17 protein-coding genes are annotated in these 13,521 nt (G+C 66.7%); 7 read left to right on the plus strand and 10 right to left on the minus strand.

Annotated elements, in window-relative coordinates; all coding sequences use genetic code 11:
• The first annotated feature begins 49 nt into the window (after positions 1–49).
• Complete coding sequence (locus ACZYZF_RS08790) at positions 50–712, plus strand: TetR/AcrR family transcriptional regulator (RefSeq protein ID WP_463835316.1); 663 nt, start codon at positions 50–52, stop codon at positions 710–712.
• Between the two features lie 52 nt (positions 713–764).
• Positions 765–1,625: a GNAT family N-acetyltransferase gene (locus ACZYZF_RS08795; RefSeq protein WP_463835318.1), complete on the plus strand. Its 861-nt coding sequence runs from the start codon at positions 765–767 to the stop codon at positions 1,623–1,625.
• Here ACZYZF_RS08795 and ACZYZF_RS08800 read toward each other — a convergent pair.
• The 3 genes from ACZYZF_RS08800 to ACZYZF_RS08810 are packed head-to-tail and all read right to left on the minus strand — an operon-like array spanning position 1,619 to position 3,768.
• On the minus strand, positions 1,619–2,233 hold the full coding sequence (locus tag ACZYZF_RS08800; RefSeq protein ID WP_463835320.1) for a pyridoxamine 5'-phosphate oxidase family protein: 615 nt from the start codon (positions 2,231–2,233) through the stop codon (positions 1,619–1,621). The genes ACZYZF_RS08795 and ACZYZF_RS08800 overlap by 7 nt on opposite strands.
• 30 nt (positions 2,234–2,263) lie before the next feature.
• Positions 2,264–3,361 (minus strand): o-succinylbenzoate--CoA ligase, encoded by a 1,098-nt coding sequence (gene menE / locus ACZYZF_RS08805; protein ID WP_463835321.1) that lies wholly within the window; start codon positions 3,359–3,361, stop codon positions 2,264–2,266.
• A 41-nt stretch (positions 3,362–3,402) separates the two neighbouring features.
• Complete coding sequence (locus ACZYZF_RS08810; protein WP_463745234.1) at positions 3,403–3,768, minus strand: DUF3349 domain-containing protein; 366 nt, start codon at positions 3,766–3,768, stop codon at positions 3,403–3,405.
• A gap of 265 nt (positions 3,769–4,033) precedes the next feature.
• Between ACZYZF_RS08810 and ACZYZF_RS08815 the strand changes: the two genes are divergently transcribed.
• From ACZYZF_RS08815 to ACZYZF_RS08825, 3 genes are read left to right on the plus strand one after another with little or no spacing between them, the layout of a single operon-like run.
• Positions 4,034–5,308: an anion permease gene (locus ACZYZF_RS08815; RefSeq protein ID WP_463835322.1), complete on the plus strand. Its 1,275-nt coding sequence runs from the start codon at positions 4,034–4,036 to the stop codon at positions 5,306–5,308.
• 34 nt (positions 5,309–5,342) lie between these two features.
• The gene (locus ACZYZF_RS08820) at positions 5,343–5,627 is read left to right on the plus strand and encodes a hypothetical protein (RefSeq protein ID WP_029110994.1); all 285 of its coding nucleotides are present in this window, start codon (positions 5,343–5,345) and stop codon (positions 5,625–5,627) included.
• An 11-nt stretch (positions 5,628–5,638) separates the two neighbouring features.
• Entirely contained in the window at positions 5,639–5,947 is a 309-nt protein-coding gene (locus ACZYZF_RS08825) for a DUF3349 domain-containing protein (RefSeq protein WP_463745232.1), read from the plus strand.
• A gap of 103 nt (positions 5,948–6,050) precedes the next feature.
• Here the strand turns inward: ACZYZF_RS08825 and ACZYZF_RS08830 are convergent, their stop codons facing one another.
• Positions 6,051–6,434, minus strand: a complete 384-nt coding sequence (locus ACZYZF_RS08830) for a VOC family protein (RefSeq protein ID WP_463745231.1) — start codon at positions 6,432–6,434, stop codon at positions 6,051–6,053.
• A gap of 45 nt (positions 6,435–6,479) precedes the next feature.
• Positions 6,480–7,349: an SDR family oxidoreductase gene (locus tag ACZYZF_RS08835; RefSeq protein ID WP_463745230.1), complete on the minus strand. Its 870-nt coding sequence runs from the start codon at positions 7,347–7,349 to the stop codon at positions 6,480–6,482.
• Positions 7,350–7,441: 92 nt separating this feature from the next.
• Between ACZYZF_RS08835 and ACZYZF_RS08840 the strand changes: the two genes are divergently transcribed.
• Entirely contained in the window at positions 7,442–7,936 is a 495-nt protein-coding gene (locus ACZYZF_RS08840; protein WP_463835324.1) for a pyridoxamine 5'-phosphate oxidase family protein, read from the plus strand.
• 57 nt (positions 7,937–7,993) lie between these two features.
• Here the strand turns inward: ACZYZF_RS08840 and ACZYZF_RS08845 are convergent, their stop codons facing one another.
• A complete protein-coding gene (locus ACZYZF_RS08845; RefSeq protein ID WP_463835326.1) occupies positions 7,994–8,911 on the minus strand; it encodes a 1,4-dihydroxy-2-naphthoyl-CoA synthase in 918 nt (305 codons plus the stop codon).
• 109 nt (positions 8,912–9,020) lie between these two features.
• Here ACZYZF_RS08845 and ACZYZF_RS08850 point away from each other — a divergent pair, with 109 nt between their 5' ends.
• Positions 9,021–9,299, plus strand: coding sequence for a hypothetical protein (locus ACZYZF_RS08850; RefSeq protein ID WP_463835328.1), 279 nt, complete (start codon positions 9,021–9,023; stop codon positions 9,297–9,299).
• Positions 9,300–9,306: 7 nt separating this feature from the next.
• On the opposite strand, the gene ACZYZF_RS08855 is transcribed toward ACZYZF_RS08850, so the two are convergent.
• The 4 genes from ACZYZF_RS08855 to fadD8 form a co-directional block, all read right to left on the minus strand.
• On the minus strand, positions 9,307–9,756 hold the full coding sequence (locus tag ACZYZF_RS08855) for a nitroreductase family deazaflavin-dependent oxidoreductase (RefSeq protein WP_463835330.1): 450 nt from the start codon (positions 9,754–9,756) through the stop codon (positions 9,307–9,309).
• A gap of 10 nt (positions 9,757–9,766) precedes the next feature.
• Entirely contained in the window at positions 9,767–10,456 is a 690-nt protein-coding gene (locus tag ACZYZF_RS08860; protein ID WP_463745226.1) for an HAD family hydrolase, read from the minus strand.
• Between the two features lie 22 nt (positions 10,457–10,478).
• A complete protein-coding gene (locus ACZYZF_RS08865) occupies positions 10,479–11,735 on the minus strand; it encodes an RNA polymerase sigma factor (protein WP_463835331.1) in 1,257 nt (418 codons plus the stop codon).
• Positions 11,736–11,822: 87 nt separating this feature from the next.
• Complete coding sequence (gene fadD8, locus ACZYZF_RS08870) at positions 11,823–13,424, minus strand: fatty-acid--CoA ligase FadD8 (RefSeq protein ID WP_463745224.1); 1,602 nt, start codon at positions 13,422–13,424, stop codon at positions 11,823–11,825.
• Positions 13,425–13,521 lie beyond the last annotated feature (97 nt).

The raw sequence follows: 13,521 nt of genomic DNA on the forward strand, positions 1-13,521 counted from the left end.
GTGGATAGGATCAATCCACTTATGACGCCGCTCACTTGAACTGAGAGATATGACCGAGGAAACACGCCCCGCACTGCGCAAGGACGCAGAGCGCAACCGACAGCGAGTGCTCGACGCTGCGCGGGAGCTGTTTGCCGAGAAAGGTCTCGAAGCGACGCTCAACGACGTGGCGCGCTACGCCAATGTCGGGGTGGGCACGGTGTACCGGCGGTTCGCCACGAAGGAGGAGCTGATCGGGGCGATCTTCGTGGACGGTATGGAGCAGCTCACCGCGCTGGCTGAATCCGCGCTGCGACAAGAAGATTCATGGCAAGGGTTCGCGTGGTACGTCGAGAAGATGTGTGAGGTCACGGCGACTGACCGTGGACTGCGGGAAATCGCGTTCAGCAAGGCCTATGGGTGCGACCGGGTCAAGGCCTGCCAGGAGCAACTCGTCCCGGCGCTGACCAAACTGGTCGAGCGAGCCCAGGGAGACGGGTACCTCCGCCCGGAGCTGTCGTCCACGGACATGCCGATCTTCGGGCTTCTGGCCGGCACGGTCAGTGAATACGCCGGCAATGTCGACGGCGAACTGTGGCGTCGCTACGTCGCCATCTTGCTGGATGGCATGCGTTACCACGCCGGTCAATCGCCCATTCCGGTGAAGGCGCTCGATGCCGATGAGCTCGACACCGCGATGCAGTCGTGGGAGCCGGCTGGGCCGCCGCGCTGACCGACACGATGGCGGGACGTTTCGGAAATGCCTGTGCGGGCACAATATCGACGTGACTATTTACGGTGACCCGGATGCGGGCTCGGATCAGTTGTTCTGCGGTATCGATCTGGCCGGACGTATCGAGAAGGCCGAGGCCGACCTGATCACCGCGGCGACGCACGCTGCCGGGCACCGCGGCGGCGACGGGCTGGTCCTACCCGTCACCGGTGGATTCGCCTGCTTCGCCGAAGCCGAGTCGCCGATGAACAAGGTGGTCGGCCTCGGCTTCGACGGTGTGCCCGACGAGGCCGTTCTGGGGGAGATCGAACGGGCCTTCGCGGCCAGGGGCGGCTCGACCCGGGTGGAGCTGTCCAATCTGGCCGATCCCGAGATCGCCGCGCTGTTGTCCGGCCGAGGCTATCGGCTGGTCGAGTTCGAAAACGTGCTCGGCAGGCCGATCGGCATCGAGGAGGCGCCGGCGACCGACATACAGGTGCGCCGGGCCGACGATCTCGACGTGTGGGTGAAAGTGGTGGTCGAAGGCTTTGCGCATCCCGACGGCGAGGGGCTCGTCAGCCACGAGCAGTTCCCCGCCGACATCATCGAGCGAGCCGAGCGCGACATCGAAAAAGCCGGGGCGACACCGTATATCGCGTTCTGTGACGGAGTGGTAGCCGGTGGGGCGATGATGCGCCTGGCCGATGGGGTCGCCCAGTTGGCGGGAGCGGCGACGGCTCCGGCCTACCGGCGCCGCGGCGTGCAGGCCGCGCTCCTGGGGGTGCGGCTGGCCGAGGCGGCAGACGCCGGATGCGAGATCGCCGTGGTGACGACAGCGCCCGGCTCGAAGTCCCAACACAACGTGCAGCGCTGGGGCTTCCAGTTGCTCTACACGCGGGCGATTTTGGTGAAACCTGTTGAGGACGTTCAGTAGAGGATCTTGCGCAGGTTGTCCTCGCGGTAATACGCGTCGAGTTCCTCCTGGCTCTGGTCGGGTTTGAAGGCCTTTGCCATCTGCGCCACCGAGGGCACCGCCGTCGGATTCCAGGTCTCGGGCTTCCACGTGTCAGAGCGCAGGAATGCCTTGGGGCAGTGGAAGAACACCTCTTCGATGGCGATCTCCAGAGCCAGGATCGGTCGCTTGCCGCCCACTGCCATGTCATCGAAATAATCTGCGTCCGAAAGGATCCGGCCTGTCCCGTTGATCCGCAGGGTGTCGCCGCGGCCGGGGATGACGAAGACCGTGCCGACATGCGGGCGCTGCAGCAAGTTGAGGAAACCGTCGACCCGCCGGTTGCCGGGCCGCTCGGGAACCGCGATCGTGGTGTCATCGATGATCTGGACGAAGCCGGGAGGATCTCCCTTGGGAGAGACGTCGACGCGGCCGTGCGCATCGGTGGTCGCCACGAAGCCCAGCGGCGACTGTTTGAGCCAGCCCTGTTGTGCTTCTGACAGTCGGGCAGTCACCTTCTTGGCGACGGCGGCGGTGGGTTGCCCGACGATGGCACGCAGCTCATCCGCGGAGGTCACTTCTCGGCGCATGCCTCCATCATGCCTGTGATGGCCAATGGTTTATGAGGCACCGAATCGCGCCATTAGCGCCCGGCGATCCACCTTGCCGATGCCGTGGCGGGGCAAGGCGTCGACGATGTGCAGCTCACGTGGTGCGGCCGTGGCATCGAGGGTCTGTGCCACCTGGGTCCGCAGTTCGGCCACACCGGGGGGCACCGCACCCGGGGTCAGCACCAGTGCAGCCACCACTCGCTGGCCCAGCCGCTCGTCGGGAACGCCGAACACCGCGCACTCGGCGATCGCCGGATGGCCGGCCAGAGCCGATTCGACCAGTTGCGGCAGCACGGTCAGACCGCCGGTGCTCACCGCGTCGTCGACCCGGCCCAGAACTCGCAATGTGCCCGAATCATCCAGGGTGCCAAGGTCGTCGGTGCGGAACCAGCCGGGCTCGGCGAACGGGTCAGGGGTGATCGGGTTGCGATACCCCTTGGCCACGGTCGGGCCACCCAGCACGATGCGGGCATTGTCGATACGCACCTTCACCCCATCCAGCGCCACGCCGTCGTACACGCAGCCGCCCGCGGTCTCGCTCATCCCGTAGGTGCGCACCACGTTCACCCCTGCCGCCTGCGCACGTTCGGCCACACCGGCAGGCATCGGCCCGCCGCCGATCAGCACGGCATCGAGTGCGGCCAGCGCATCCGCGGCGGCCGGGTGTTGCAAGGACTTGTCCAGCTGCACCGCCACCAGCGAGGCGTAGCGGCGTCCACTGCCCAAAGCGGCCACCGCAGAGGGCAACTCGCTCGGGTCGAACGAAGGCGGGACGGCGACGGGCGTGGTGGCCGCCAGCGTGCTGCGCACCAGGACCTGCAGTCCTGCAATGTGATAGGCGGGCAGGGCGAGCAGCCACCGCCCGTCGCCACCCAATCGGGCGTGGGTGGACTCGGCACTGGATCGCAACGCTGCCGCGGTCAGCAACGCGCCTTTGGGTTTGCCGGTGGTACCCGAGGTCGAGATCACCAGGGCAACATCGTCGTCGATTTCCTCGCCGGCGCGCAAAGTGGTTGTCAGCAGGGAGCGTGCCCGTTCGTCGTCGGCGGGGACCGGCAGGATGGCCGTCCCGCGTCCGGTCAGGACGTCATCGAGGACCCTCAGCAACGCGTCCGTCGCGGATCCGACGGTGACGGGGCGCAGGACGGCTATGCCGGGCCCCCAGGCTCTTTCGGATCGCCACCGCCACTGCCACCACCGTCATTGCCGGTGTCGTTGACGTCCTCGCCGTCGCGCGGATCGTCCAACGGCCACCCTTTGGCCGCGAGTCGTTGCCGCACCCGCTCGACGTCCTCGGCGCGGGGCAGCTCGTCGGTGATCTGGGTGATCACCACGCCGATGTCGATGTGATCGAAATCACCGCGATCGATGAGATCCCGTGCGACGGCTTTGACTTCGTCGTTGGTCAGCCGCCGGGTCAGCAGCGCCAACAACGGCACCCGGTCTGGTCCGGGCACCCCCTCGGGGTACCCGGCGTTCAGCCAGGCCGCGATCTTCGCGAGAAAAGCGTTCACTGTGCCTACTCCTGATGCACCCGAGCGAGGTTCCTCCGGCCGTTCGAGTTTGAGCCGGAAGACCGCATTGATGGTAGTTGTGCCAGCCGACTCTGGCTCGCAGTGAACGTATCGGCCGCTCGGGAATCGGCAAAGCGCCCCGGCGAACAATCCGGGGTGGGCAGATGAACACTCGGTGAACTCATTCGCAGGCTAACCGAATTCCCAGCTCAGCGAGGTGTTTCCGGCTGGTCAAAAGCGCCTGCGGTCCTACAGAATTACGGCCATGAGCGCTGAGCTGATCGTCCTGGTGCTGTTGATAGCAACGGCACTGGCTTTTGACTTCACCAACGGCTTTCACGACACCGGCAATGCCATGGCCACCTCGATCGCCACCCGCGCTCTCAAGCCGAAGACGGCGGTGTTGCTGGCCGGGGTGCTGAACCTGGTGGGTGCGTTCCTGTCGGTCGAGGTCGCGATCACCGTCACCAGCTCGGTGCTGAAGATCCAGGACTCCAAGACCGGGGCGCTGATCCCCTCGATCGACGCCTCGACGGGCCTGACGATCATCTTCGCGGGTTTGATCGGCGGCATTCTTTGGAACTTGCTCACTTGGCTGTTCGGCATCCCGTCGAGTTCCTCGCACGCACTTTTCGGCGGTCTGATCGGTGCCGGCCTGGCGGCGATCGGCCTGTCCGGGGTGAACTGGGCCGGCGTCAGCCAGAAGGTGCTCATCCCGGCGGTGGCCGCCCCGGTGATCGCATGCCTGGTGGCCGGCTGCGGAACCTGGCTCGTCTACCGCATCACCCGCAACGTCGCGCAGAAGCGGCGTGAGACGGGCTTCCGCTGGGGACAGATCGCCACCGCTTCGCTGGTCGCGCTGTCGCACGGAACCAACGATGCGCAGAAGACCATGGGCGTCATCGCGCTGGCCCTCATCACCACGGGCCACCTCGGCGGCGACGTGAAGAACGACGGACTGCCGTTCTGGATCATCGCCTCCTGCGCGCTGGCCATCGGCCTGGGCACCTACATCGGCGGCTGGCGGGTCATCCGCACCCTGGGCAAGGGCCTGGTCGAGATCGAGTCCCCGCAAGGCCTGGCCGCCGAGGCATCGTCGGCCGCGATCATCCTGAGCTCCAGCGCGGCCGGCATGGCCCTGTCGACCACCCACGTGGCGACCGGTTCGATCCTGGGCAGCGGCGTCGGCAAGCCCGGCGCCGAGGTGCGCTGGGCGGTGGCCGGCCGCATGGCAGTTGCCTGGCTGGTGACGCTGCCCGCCGCGGGCCTCGTGGGCGCGCTCGCGTACTGGCTGTCCCACGGTGTCGAGGTGCTGACCTCCTCGGCACTCGCGGGTGACGGGCTGATCTTCCTGGTTCTGGTCGCCTTGTCGGGATACATGTGGTGGCGCGCCCAGCAGCAGAAGGTTGACCACAGCAACGTCAACGCCGATTGGGACCACTCCACCAACTCCGTGGTGCCCGCCGATGTGCGTGAGGCCACCGACCCCGGCGCACCGAGTGCCGAGAAGAACCCCGGCGCCGACAAAGCCAGCGTCTGATCGTCCCGCGCACAAGCGAACACAAGGAATCGCAATGACTTATCTCGAATCCATCTTCAAAGTGCTCGTGGTCGGCCTCATCCTGGGTGCCGGTCTGCCGGCGGTCTTCGCCGCGGGACTGGTGGCCTACTCCAACGGGGCCGGCGGCACAACCGCCGACGGCGCCACCCACGCTCCAAACCCGGTGCTGAAGTTCGTCGGGCTGGCGCTGTTCGCCCTTGTCAGTTTGGTGATCCTGGTGGCCATCGCGTGGATCACCCGGACCACGATGATCCACCACACCGGCATCGACCTGTTCCCGTTCCTGCCCAAGAAGTGAGCTGAGTATCCATGGGTGAGTCGACAAGCGTCTTGGACAATGTGTTGGGCTGGTTGCGTGCGGGCTACCCCGAAGGGGTTCCGCCCAAGGATCAGTTCGCCCTGCTGGCGTTGCTGACGCGGACACTGACCGAGGATGAGGTGGTCGAAGCCGCTCACAACATCCTGCGGTCCAGCGACGGCGACAGCCCGGTGACGGATGACGCCATCCGCGTAGCGGTGCGCAGCGTCATCGAGAAGGACCCCACTCCAGAAGAGATCAACCAGGTCGCCTCGCGGCTGGCGTCGGTGGGTTGGCCGCTGGCGGCGCCGACGCGCTGACGCGCATCGTGATGCCATCGCATCCCGTCGCGCCGCCGATTTCTACCTCCGGGCTGCTGTCTGTGCCGATCAACGACCCGGGTGTGGAAAACGGCGCTCGAAACTAGTCGCGGGTGTCCCGGCGCAGCGGATGAGTTTCGGGAACCTGCACGAAAATCAGGGTGATGCCGTCGGGATCGGTCACATGAAGCTCGTGCAGACCCCACGGCTCCTGTGTCGCGGCCCGGGCAATGGCCACACCACGGCCTTCCAGTTCGGTCTGGGTGGCATACACATCGCGCACCTGCAGCCACAGCGCTCCGGGGAAGTTCCCGGATTCGGTCGGGCTGTGATGGCCGGCCAACTCGATCAGTGACTGCCCCGCGTAAAAGACTGTGCCTGCACCGTATTCACGCGCGATGGCCAAACCGATCCCGTCACGGTAGAACGCCACCGACTTCGGGTAGTCGACCGGCCGGATCAACATCCGGCTGGCCAGGATCTCCATAGCCCTTGTCTACCACCGCACCCGGGCTCGGGGCGATGCGACACGTCAGACCGGCTGGACCCGTTGCCGTTTCATCACGGCGTCGACAAGTCCGGGCGCCACGGTGTTGATGGCCTTGGCGGTCACCGCCATCCGCGGTGCGATCTGCACCGGCCGGGTGCGCGCCGCGGTCAGCATCCACTCGGCGGCTTCGGCGGCCGACAACCCGGGCAGCCCGTCGTAGGCGCGGGTCGGGGCGATCATCGGGGTCTTCACCAACGGGTAGTACAGCGTCGTGGAATGCACGCCGACAGAGGCCCATTCCGTCTCGATGACGCGGCTGACCGCGGCGAGCGCGGCCTTGGAGGCGTTGTACACCGCGAACAGCGGTGAGGATTCATTCATCACGCCCCAGGTGGCGACGTTGATGATGTGCCCGTCGCCCCGTTCGCGCATGCCCGGGGCCAGGCCGCGGATGAGCCGCAGCGGCGAGTAGTAGTTGAGCGTCATGGTGCGCTCGACGTCGTGCCAGCGATCCAGCGATTCGGCCAGTGGGCGCCGGATCGATCGGCCGGCGTTGTTGATCAGGATGTCGACACCGCCCAGGTCGCGTTCGATGGTGGCGACAAGCTTGTCGATGGCGTCGAGGTCGGACAGGTCCACGGCATGAGCTTGGGCGTCGCCGCCCTTGGCGGAGATCCGCCCGACGAGGTCGTCGAGAAGTTCCTGACGGCGGGCCACCGCGATGACGGTGGCCCCCTTCGCGGCGAACTTCTCGGCAGCGGCCTCACCGATCCCTGAGGAGGCGCCGGTCAGCAGGATCCGCTTGCCGGCGACGTCGATGTCGTCACGCGCCTGCAGTCGTTCGGTCAGCGGCGGGCGCATGCTGGTCAGCAGCAACTGTTCAGACAGCCGACGCAGCGGGTTCTTACTCATGCGCTGAGTTTAGGTGGCCTACGTTTCTGCTCGATATCCCGCATGCCTCGCTGCCGCGATGACTTGCCGGCTCCCGCGGAGTCGGTACCGCTATGACCATCACCGGCAAGCTCGACCAGCGATTCAGCGAAGCGACCGAAGCGACGAGTTGGCCGGCCACGACGGCCGCGCTCGAAAGTGCCGGGCTGTACTGGCTCACGACCGTGCGCGGCGACGGGCGCCCGCATGTCACCCCGTTGGTGGGGGTGTGGGTCGACGTTGCGTTCGTGTTCTGCACCGGGCCCACCGAACAGAAGGCTCGCAACCTGCAGGCCGGAGCAGCCGTCGTGGTCACGACCGGATCCAATACGTGGAACACCGGCCTCGACGTCGTCGTCGAGGGCACCGCGGCGCGGGTGACCGGCCTGCAGCGGTTGACCGCCCTGGCCGACGCCTACCGCAGCAAGTACGGCGACGACTGGGATTTCGCTTGCGACGACGAGGTTTTCGATCCGCAGGGCGAGGCGGCGATCGTCTACGAAGTCACTCCGGCCAAGGTGCTCGCATTCGCGAAGTCGCCCCACGGACAGACGGTTTTTCGTTTCTGAGCCAGTGATTTGTGTGCGTTTACCGGCGCTGACCGCCGGTAAACGCACACAAATCACTCAGAAGTAGCGTGGGAAACCGCTCCAGTCCGGATCGCGCTTCTCCAGGAAGGCGTCCCGGCCTTCGACAGCTTCGTCGGTCATGTAGGCCAAGCGGGTGGCTTCCCCGGCGAACACCTGCTGGCCCACCAGGCCGTCGTCGATCAGGTTGAACGAGAACTTCAGCATCCGGATGGCCTGGGGCGACTTGCCGTTGATCTCGGCCGCCCACTGCAAGCCGACGGATTCGAGCTCGGCGTGGTCGACGACATCGTTCACCGCACCCATCTGATACATGGTCTCGGCGTCGTAGGAGCGGCCCAGGAAAAAGATCTCGCGGGCGAACTTCTGTCCGGTCTGGCGGGCCAGATACGCGCTGCCGAACCCGCCGTCGAAGCTGCCGACGTCAGCATCGGTCTGCTTGAACCGGGCGTGCTGACGGCTGGCCAGGGTCAGGTCGCAGGTGACGTGCAGGCTGTGCCCGCCGCCGGCTGCCCAACCGTTGACGAGGCAGATCACCACCTTCGGCATGAACCGGATGAGCCGCTGCACCTCGAGGATGTGCAGCCGCCCGGCCCGCGCCGGGTCGACGGTCTCGGCCGTTTCGCCGTCGGCGTACTGGTAGCCGGACCGCCCGCGGATGCGCTGGTCGCCGCCGGAGCAGAAGGCCCAGCCGCCGTCTTTTTGCGACGGGCCGTTGCCGGTCAGCAACACCACGCCGACATCGGGTGACATCCGGGCGTGGTCGAGGACGCGGTACAGCTCGTCGACGGTGTGCGGCCGGAAGGCGTTGCGCACCTCGGGCCGGTCGAACGCGACCCGCACCGTGGGCTGCCGGCTGCCGTCGGCGACGTGGCGGTGGTAGGTGATGTCGGTCAGATCGTCGAAACCGGGCACCGGCTCCCAGGCTGTCGGGTCGAACGGGTTGTCTGCACTCACGTGCTCGACTGTAGAGCGAGTGCGACGCGACGTTTCACAGGTACCGTCGCGGGGTACCAAACCTGGCGCGATGGCGCGTACCGCGCGCCACCAGAGGAGAGAGGCCACGATGAAGAAGCTGGCGAGTGTGTTGATGTCGGGTTTGGCCGCGGGCGTGGTGCTCGTGGGGTGCACACCTGAGGTGACCGGTGGCGACACCAAGTGCAAGGACTTCATCGGGCAGGACGAGAAGACGCAGAACGATGCGGTGGCCAAGATGCTCAAGGATGAGAAGGGCACCGACGCCGCGCAGCTGGAGATCACCGGAACCCGCTTGGCGGTACAGGCCTTCTGTCAGACGACAGGCAAGCAGGACTCCAAGATCAAGGAGGCCCCGCACCTGAGCTGAGCGTGGCTTAGATCGGGTCCAGCCGGAACACCGGGCAGCGTCCGGCCAGGGCCTCGAACTCGTCGGGATTGGGCCCGGTCACCAGTCCCGCATTGCGCATGAAACCCACGCCGGTCGGAACCAGGACCGGGAACTGACGCAACAACGGCCGGGCCTGCTCGGGCGGGATCTCCACGACGCGTACCCGCTGCTCTTTGCGGCCCTGGTGCACGGTGGCCTCGCCTGCAGCCCGGGCGTTGGCCGCCCAATCACCCTTCGGCAGGCCACCCACGATGTAGCGGTGGCCGTCGACGGTCATGGGGGTGACCGGCGTCGTCCGCGGTTTCCCGGTCTTGCGGCCCCGTACGGTGAGCACCACCGGCCCCTTGTCACCGCCGACACCGAGCTTGTTCAGCCCGATCATCACCTTGTTGACGTACTTGAGCCACCACGGCGGCCGGATGCGGTCGTCAGCCATGACTTTCACATTAGGCGCGAATACCGACATCCCGCAGGGCCGTGATCAGCCCGTCGGGCCGCTCGGCGGTCGGCAGCGGATCGACCAGCGCGAACCGGCAGCCCACCGCACGGGCGCCGCCGTCGGCCTCCTCGCTGTCGCCGACCATCAGCGCATCCCGAGCGGCCACGCCGAGGCGTTGCAGCGCAGTGGTGAAAATCGCAGGGTCGGGTTTGACCGCGCCCACTTCGAAGGACAGCACGAACTCGTCGACGTACTCGGCCGCACCGATCGCGGTGAAGGCCGGCCGTACGTCGAAGGCGATATTGGACACAATGGCGGTCCGAATTCCTTGTCCCTTCAGGTTTTTCAACACCGAGGCAGTGTCCGGGTAGGCCGTCCAACTGGCCGGATCGATCACCCGGTTGTACAGCGATTCGGCGTGGTGGTCGGCCAAACCGGATTCCCGCAGCACGTGCAGATACGCCTCACGGTGCAGGTGCGGTGCCAGGTCACGGTTGGCCCAGGCCCGGTACTGCTCGTCGGTCATCGTCACGGAGCGCCCGGTCGGGGCGGTGAGCCGGCGCATCAGTTCGGCCTGCACGTGCCCGTCGACCTCGCGTTCGTCGACGGCCATCCCGGCGAACCAGCTGTCCTGTTCCTCGAGGCGGAACAGCGTCCCGGAGAAGTCGAACAACACGGCCGACACCATGCCCGCCATCGTGCCACGACGGTGGCGGATATCAGCCGCGTTCGCGGGTTGCCTTGTCTGTCAAGACCTCACGTTCCCGCTCGTTGTCGGCCAGTGCGGCGGCCGCCTCGAATTCTTTGGCCGCCTCAACGCGTCGGTCCAGTCGGGACAGGAGCTCGCCGCGCACACTGGGCAGTAGGTAGGAGCCGTCCAGGCCCTCGATACCGTCGACGATTGCCAGTGCCTCCTGTGGGCCGGAGAGCATGGCGATGGCGACAGCGCGGTTGAGCTGCACCACGGGGGAGGGCGCGATCTGCAGCAGAGCGTCATAGAGGGCGACGATGCGAGCCCAGTCCGTATCGGCGGCCCTCGGAGCAACGGCGTGGCATTCGGCGAGCGCGGCCTGTAGCGCATATGGGCCCCAACCCCGTTGCTGCCGTGCGGCACTGGCGCGCTCAAGAGCGGCGACACCGCGTTGGATCTGCGCACGGTCCCAGCGGGCCCGGTTCTGGTCTTCCAACAGGATGGGCCGGCCCTCGGCGTCGGTGCGGGCCGCAAAGCGCGAGGACTGGAATTCCATGAGCGCCACCAGGCCGTGGACCTCTGGTTCATCGGGTACCAGCGCGACCAGTACCCGCCCCAAGCGCAAGGCTTCGGTGCATAGCTCGTCGCGGATCCAGCGTTGCCCGACGGAGGCTGAGTAACCCTCGTTGTAGATCAGATAGATGACCGACAACACCGCCGACAGTCGCTTCGGGTACTCGTCGCGGGGCGGCACCTCGAACGGCGGATTGGCCTGAGCCAGCGTCTTTTTGGCGCGGGTGATGCGGGCCGCCGCGGTGGCGGTCGAGATCAGGAAGGCCCGGGCGATCTCGTCGGTGTTCAATCCGCCGACCATGCGCAGCGTCAGCGCGATCTGGGCCTCACGAGACAGGACCGGGTGGGCGGCGATGAAGATCAGCCGCAGGACGTCATCGTCGATGCGGTCGGGATCCCAGGTTTCCTCGGCGTGTTCGGCCAGATCGCGGGCCAGCACGGCGTACTTGGCGTCGAGGTTCTCCGCGCGCCGCCAGTGATCGATGGCCTTGCGTTTGGCCACGGTGGTCAGCCAGGCGCCGGGATTGCGCGGTACGCCGGTCTGCGGCCATTGCGTGAGCGCGTCGAGCAGGGCTTCGGAGGCCAGGTCCTCTGCCAGAGCGACGTCCCCGACCGTGCGCGTCAGCGTGGCCAGGATCTTGGCGGCCTCCATCCGCCACACCGCGTCGAGCGTCTTCTGCATGTCGGCAGAGGTGGTGGGCACCCCACCCATTCTGCCGAGCAGACGCAAACCTGCCCTGAATCCGTGAATTCAGGGCAGGTTTACGTCTGCTCGCGCAGGAAACTGGCGCAGGAAACGTCAGCCGATCGAGCGGGCAGCGCCCTCCCAGAACTGGGCCCGCACGGCCTTCTTGTCGGGCTTGCCCAGTGCGGTCACCGGAACCGAATCCACCACGATCACCTGCTTGGGCGATTGCACCGAGCCCTTGCGGTCCTTGACCGCGGCCTGGATCTCGGCGGTCACCTTGGCGACTGCCTCGTCGTCGGTCGCGGCGTCGGGCCGCAGCACGATCACCGCGGTCACCGCTTCGCCCCACTTCTCGTCGGGGGTGCCGATCACGCATACCTGGGCCACCGAAGGATGTTCGGCCACAACGTCTTCCACCTCGCGGGGGAACACGTTGAACCCGCCGGTGACGATCATGTCCTTGACCCGGTCGACGATGAACCAGTAGCCGTCCTCGTCCTCGCGGGCCATGTCGCCGGTGTGCAACCAGCCGTCCTTGAAGGTCTCCGACGTGGCGTCGGGCAGCTTCCAGTAACCGCCGGCCAGCAACGGCCCGGACACGCAGATCTCACCGACCTCGCCCTGCGCAACAGGCTTGCCGTCGGCATCCAACAGCGCCGTCCGCGCGAACAGGGTGGGCCGGCCGCAGGAGGTCAGTCGCTTCTCGTCGTGGTCCTTCTTGCCCAGGTACGAGATCACCATCGGTGCCTCGGACTGGCCGTAGTACTGCGCGAAGATCGGGCCGAAGCGCTTGAGTGCCTCGGCCAGCCGCACCGGATTCATCGCCGAGGCGCCGTAGTACACGGTCTCCAGCGACGACAGGTCGCGGGTGTGGGAATCCGGGTGGTCCATCAGCGCGTAGATCATCGACGGCACCAGCATGGTCGCGGTGATGCGACGCTCCTCGATGACCCGCAGCACCTCGGCCGGGTCGAACTTGGGCAGCACGATCATCTCGCCACCCTTGACGATCGTCGGCACGAAGAATGCCGCACCGGCGTGCGAGAGCGGGGTGCACATCAGGAAGCGCGGGTTCTCCGGCCACTCCCACTCGGCGAGCTGGATGGTGGTCATGGTGTTGATCGAGCGCACCGTGCCCATCACGCCCTTGGGCTTGCCGGTGGTGCCGCCGGTGTAGGTGAGCCCGCCGATGTGGTCGGGATCGAGTTCGGCGGCGACGAGCGGCACGGGGGAGTACTTGGCGGCCTCGGCGATCAGATCGGTCGCCACGCCCTCCAGGGCGGGCGGCACCGGGCCGATGGTCAGCACCTGGCGGAGCGACGGCACCTTCTCCAGCAATCCGACGGCCCGCTCCACGAACGCGGGTGTCGGATCGATGATGAGGGTCGTCACCTCGGCGTCGGCCAGCACGTAGGCGTGGTCGTCCAGCGAACCGAGAGGGTGTAGTGCGGTGCGGCGGTAGCCCTGGGTCTGACCCGCGCCGATGATCATCAGCACTTCGGGCCGGTTCAGCGAGAGCAGGCCGACGCCTTCGCCTGCGCCCGCGCCGAGCGCTTCGAAGGCCTGTATGTACTGGCTGATGCGTTCCGCGAGCTCGCCACCGGTCAGTGTGGTGTCGCCGAGGAACAGCACGGGCTTGTCTTTGTTGCGTTTGAGCGCACCGACCGTGAGATGGCCGGAATGGATGGGATGGTGCAGCAGCGCATCACTCATGGGGTCCAGATTAGAACGTGTTCCAGAAAGTGTGGAGCCGATCCCCCGATGTGGGCGTAACACGAGGTCGTCGCGGACCGAAATACAGGTAGTGCGG

The organism is Mycobacterium sp. IDUB_24 (assembly GCF_055419385.1).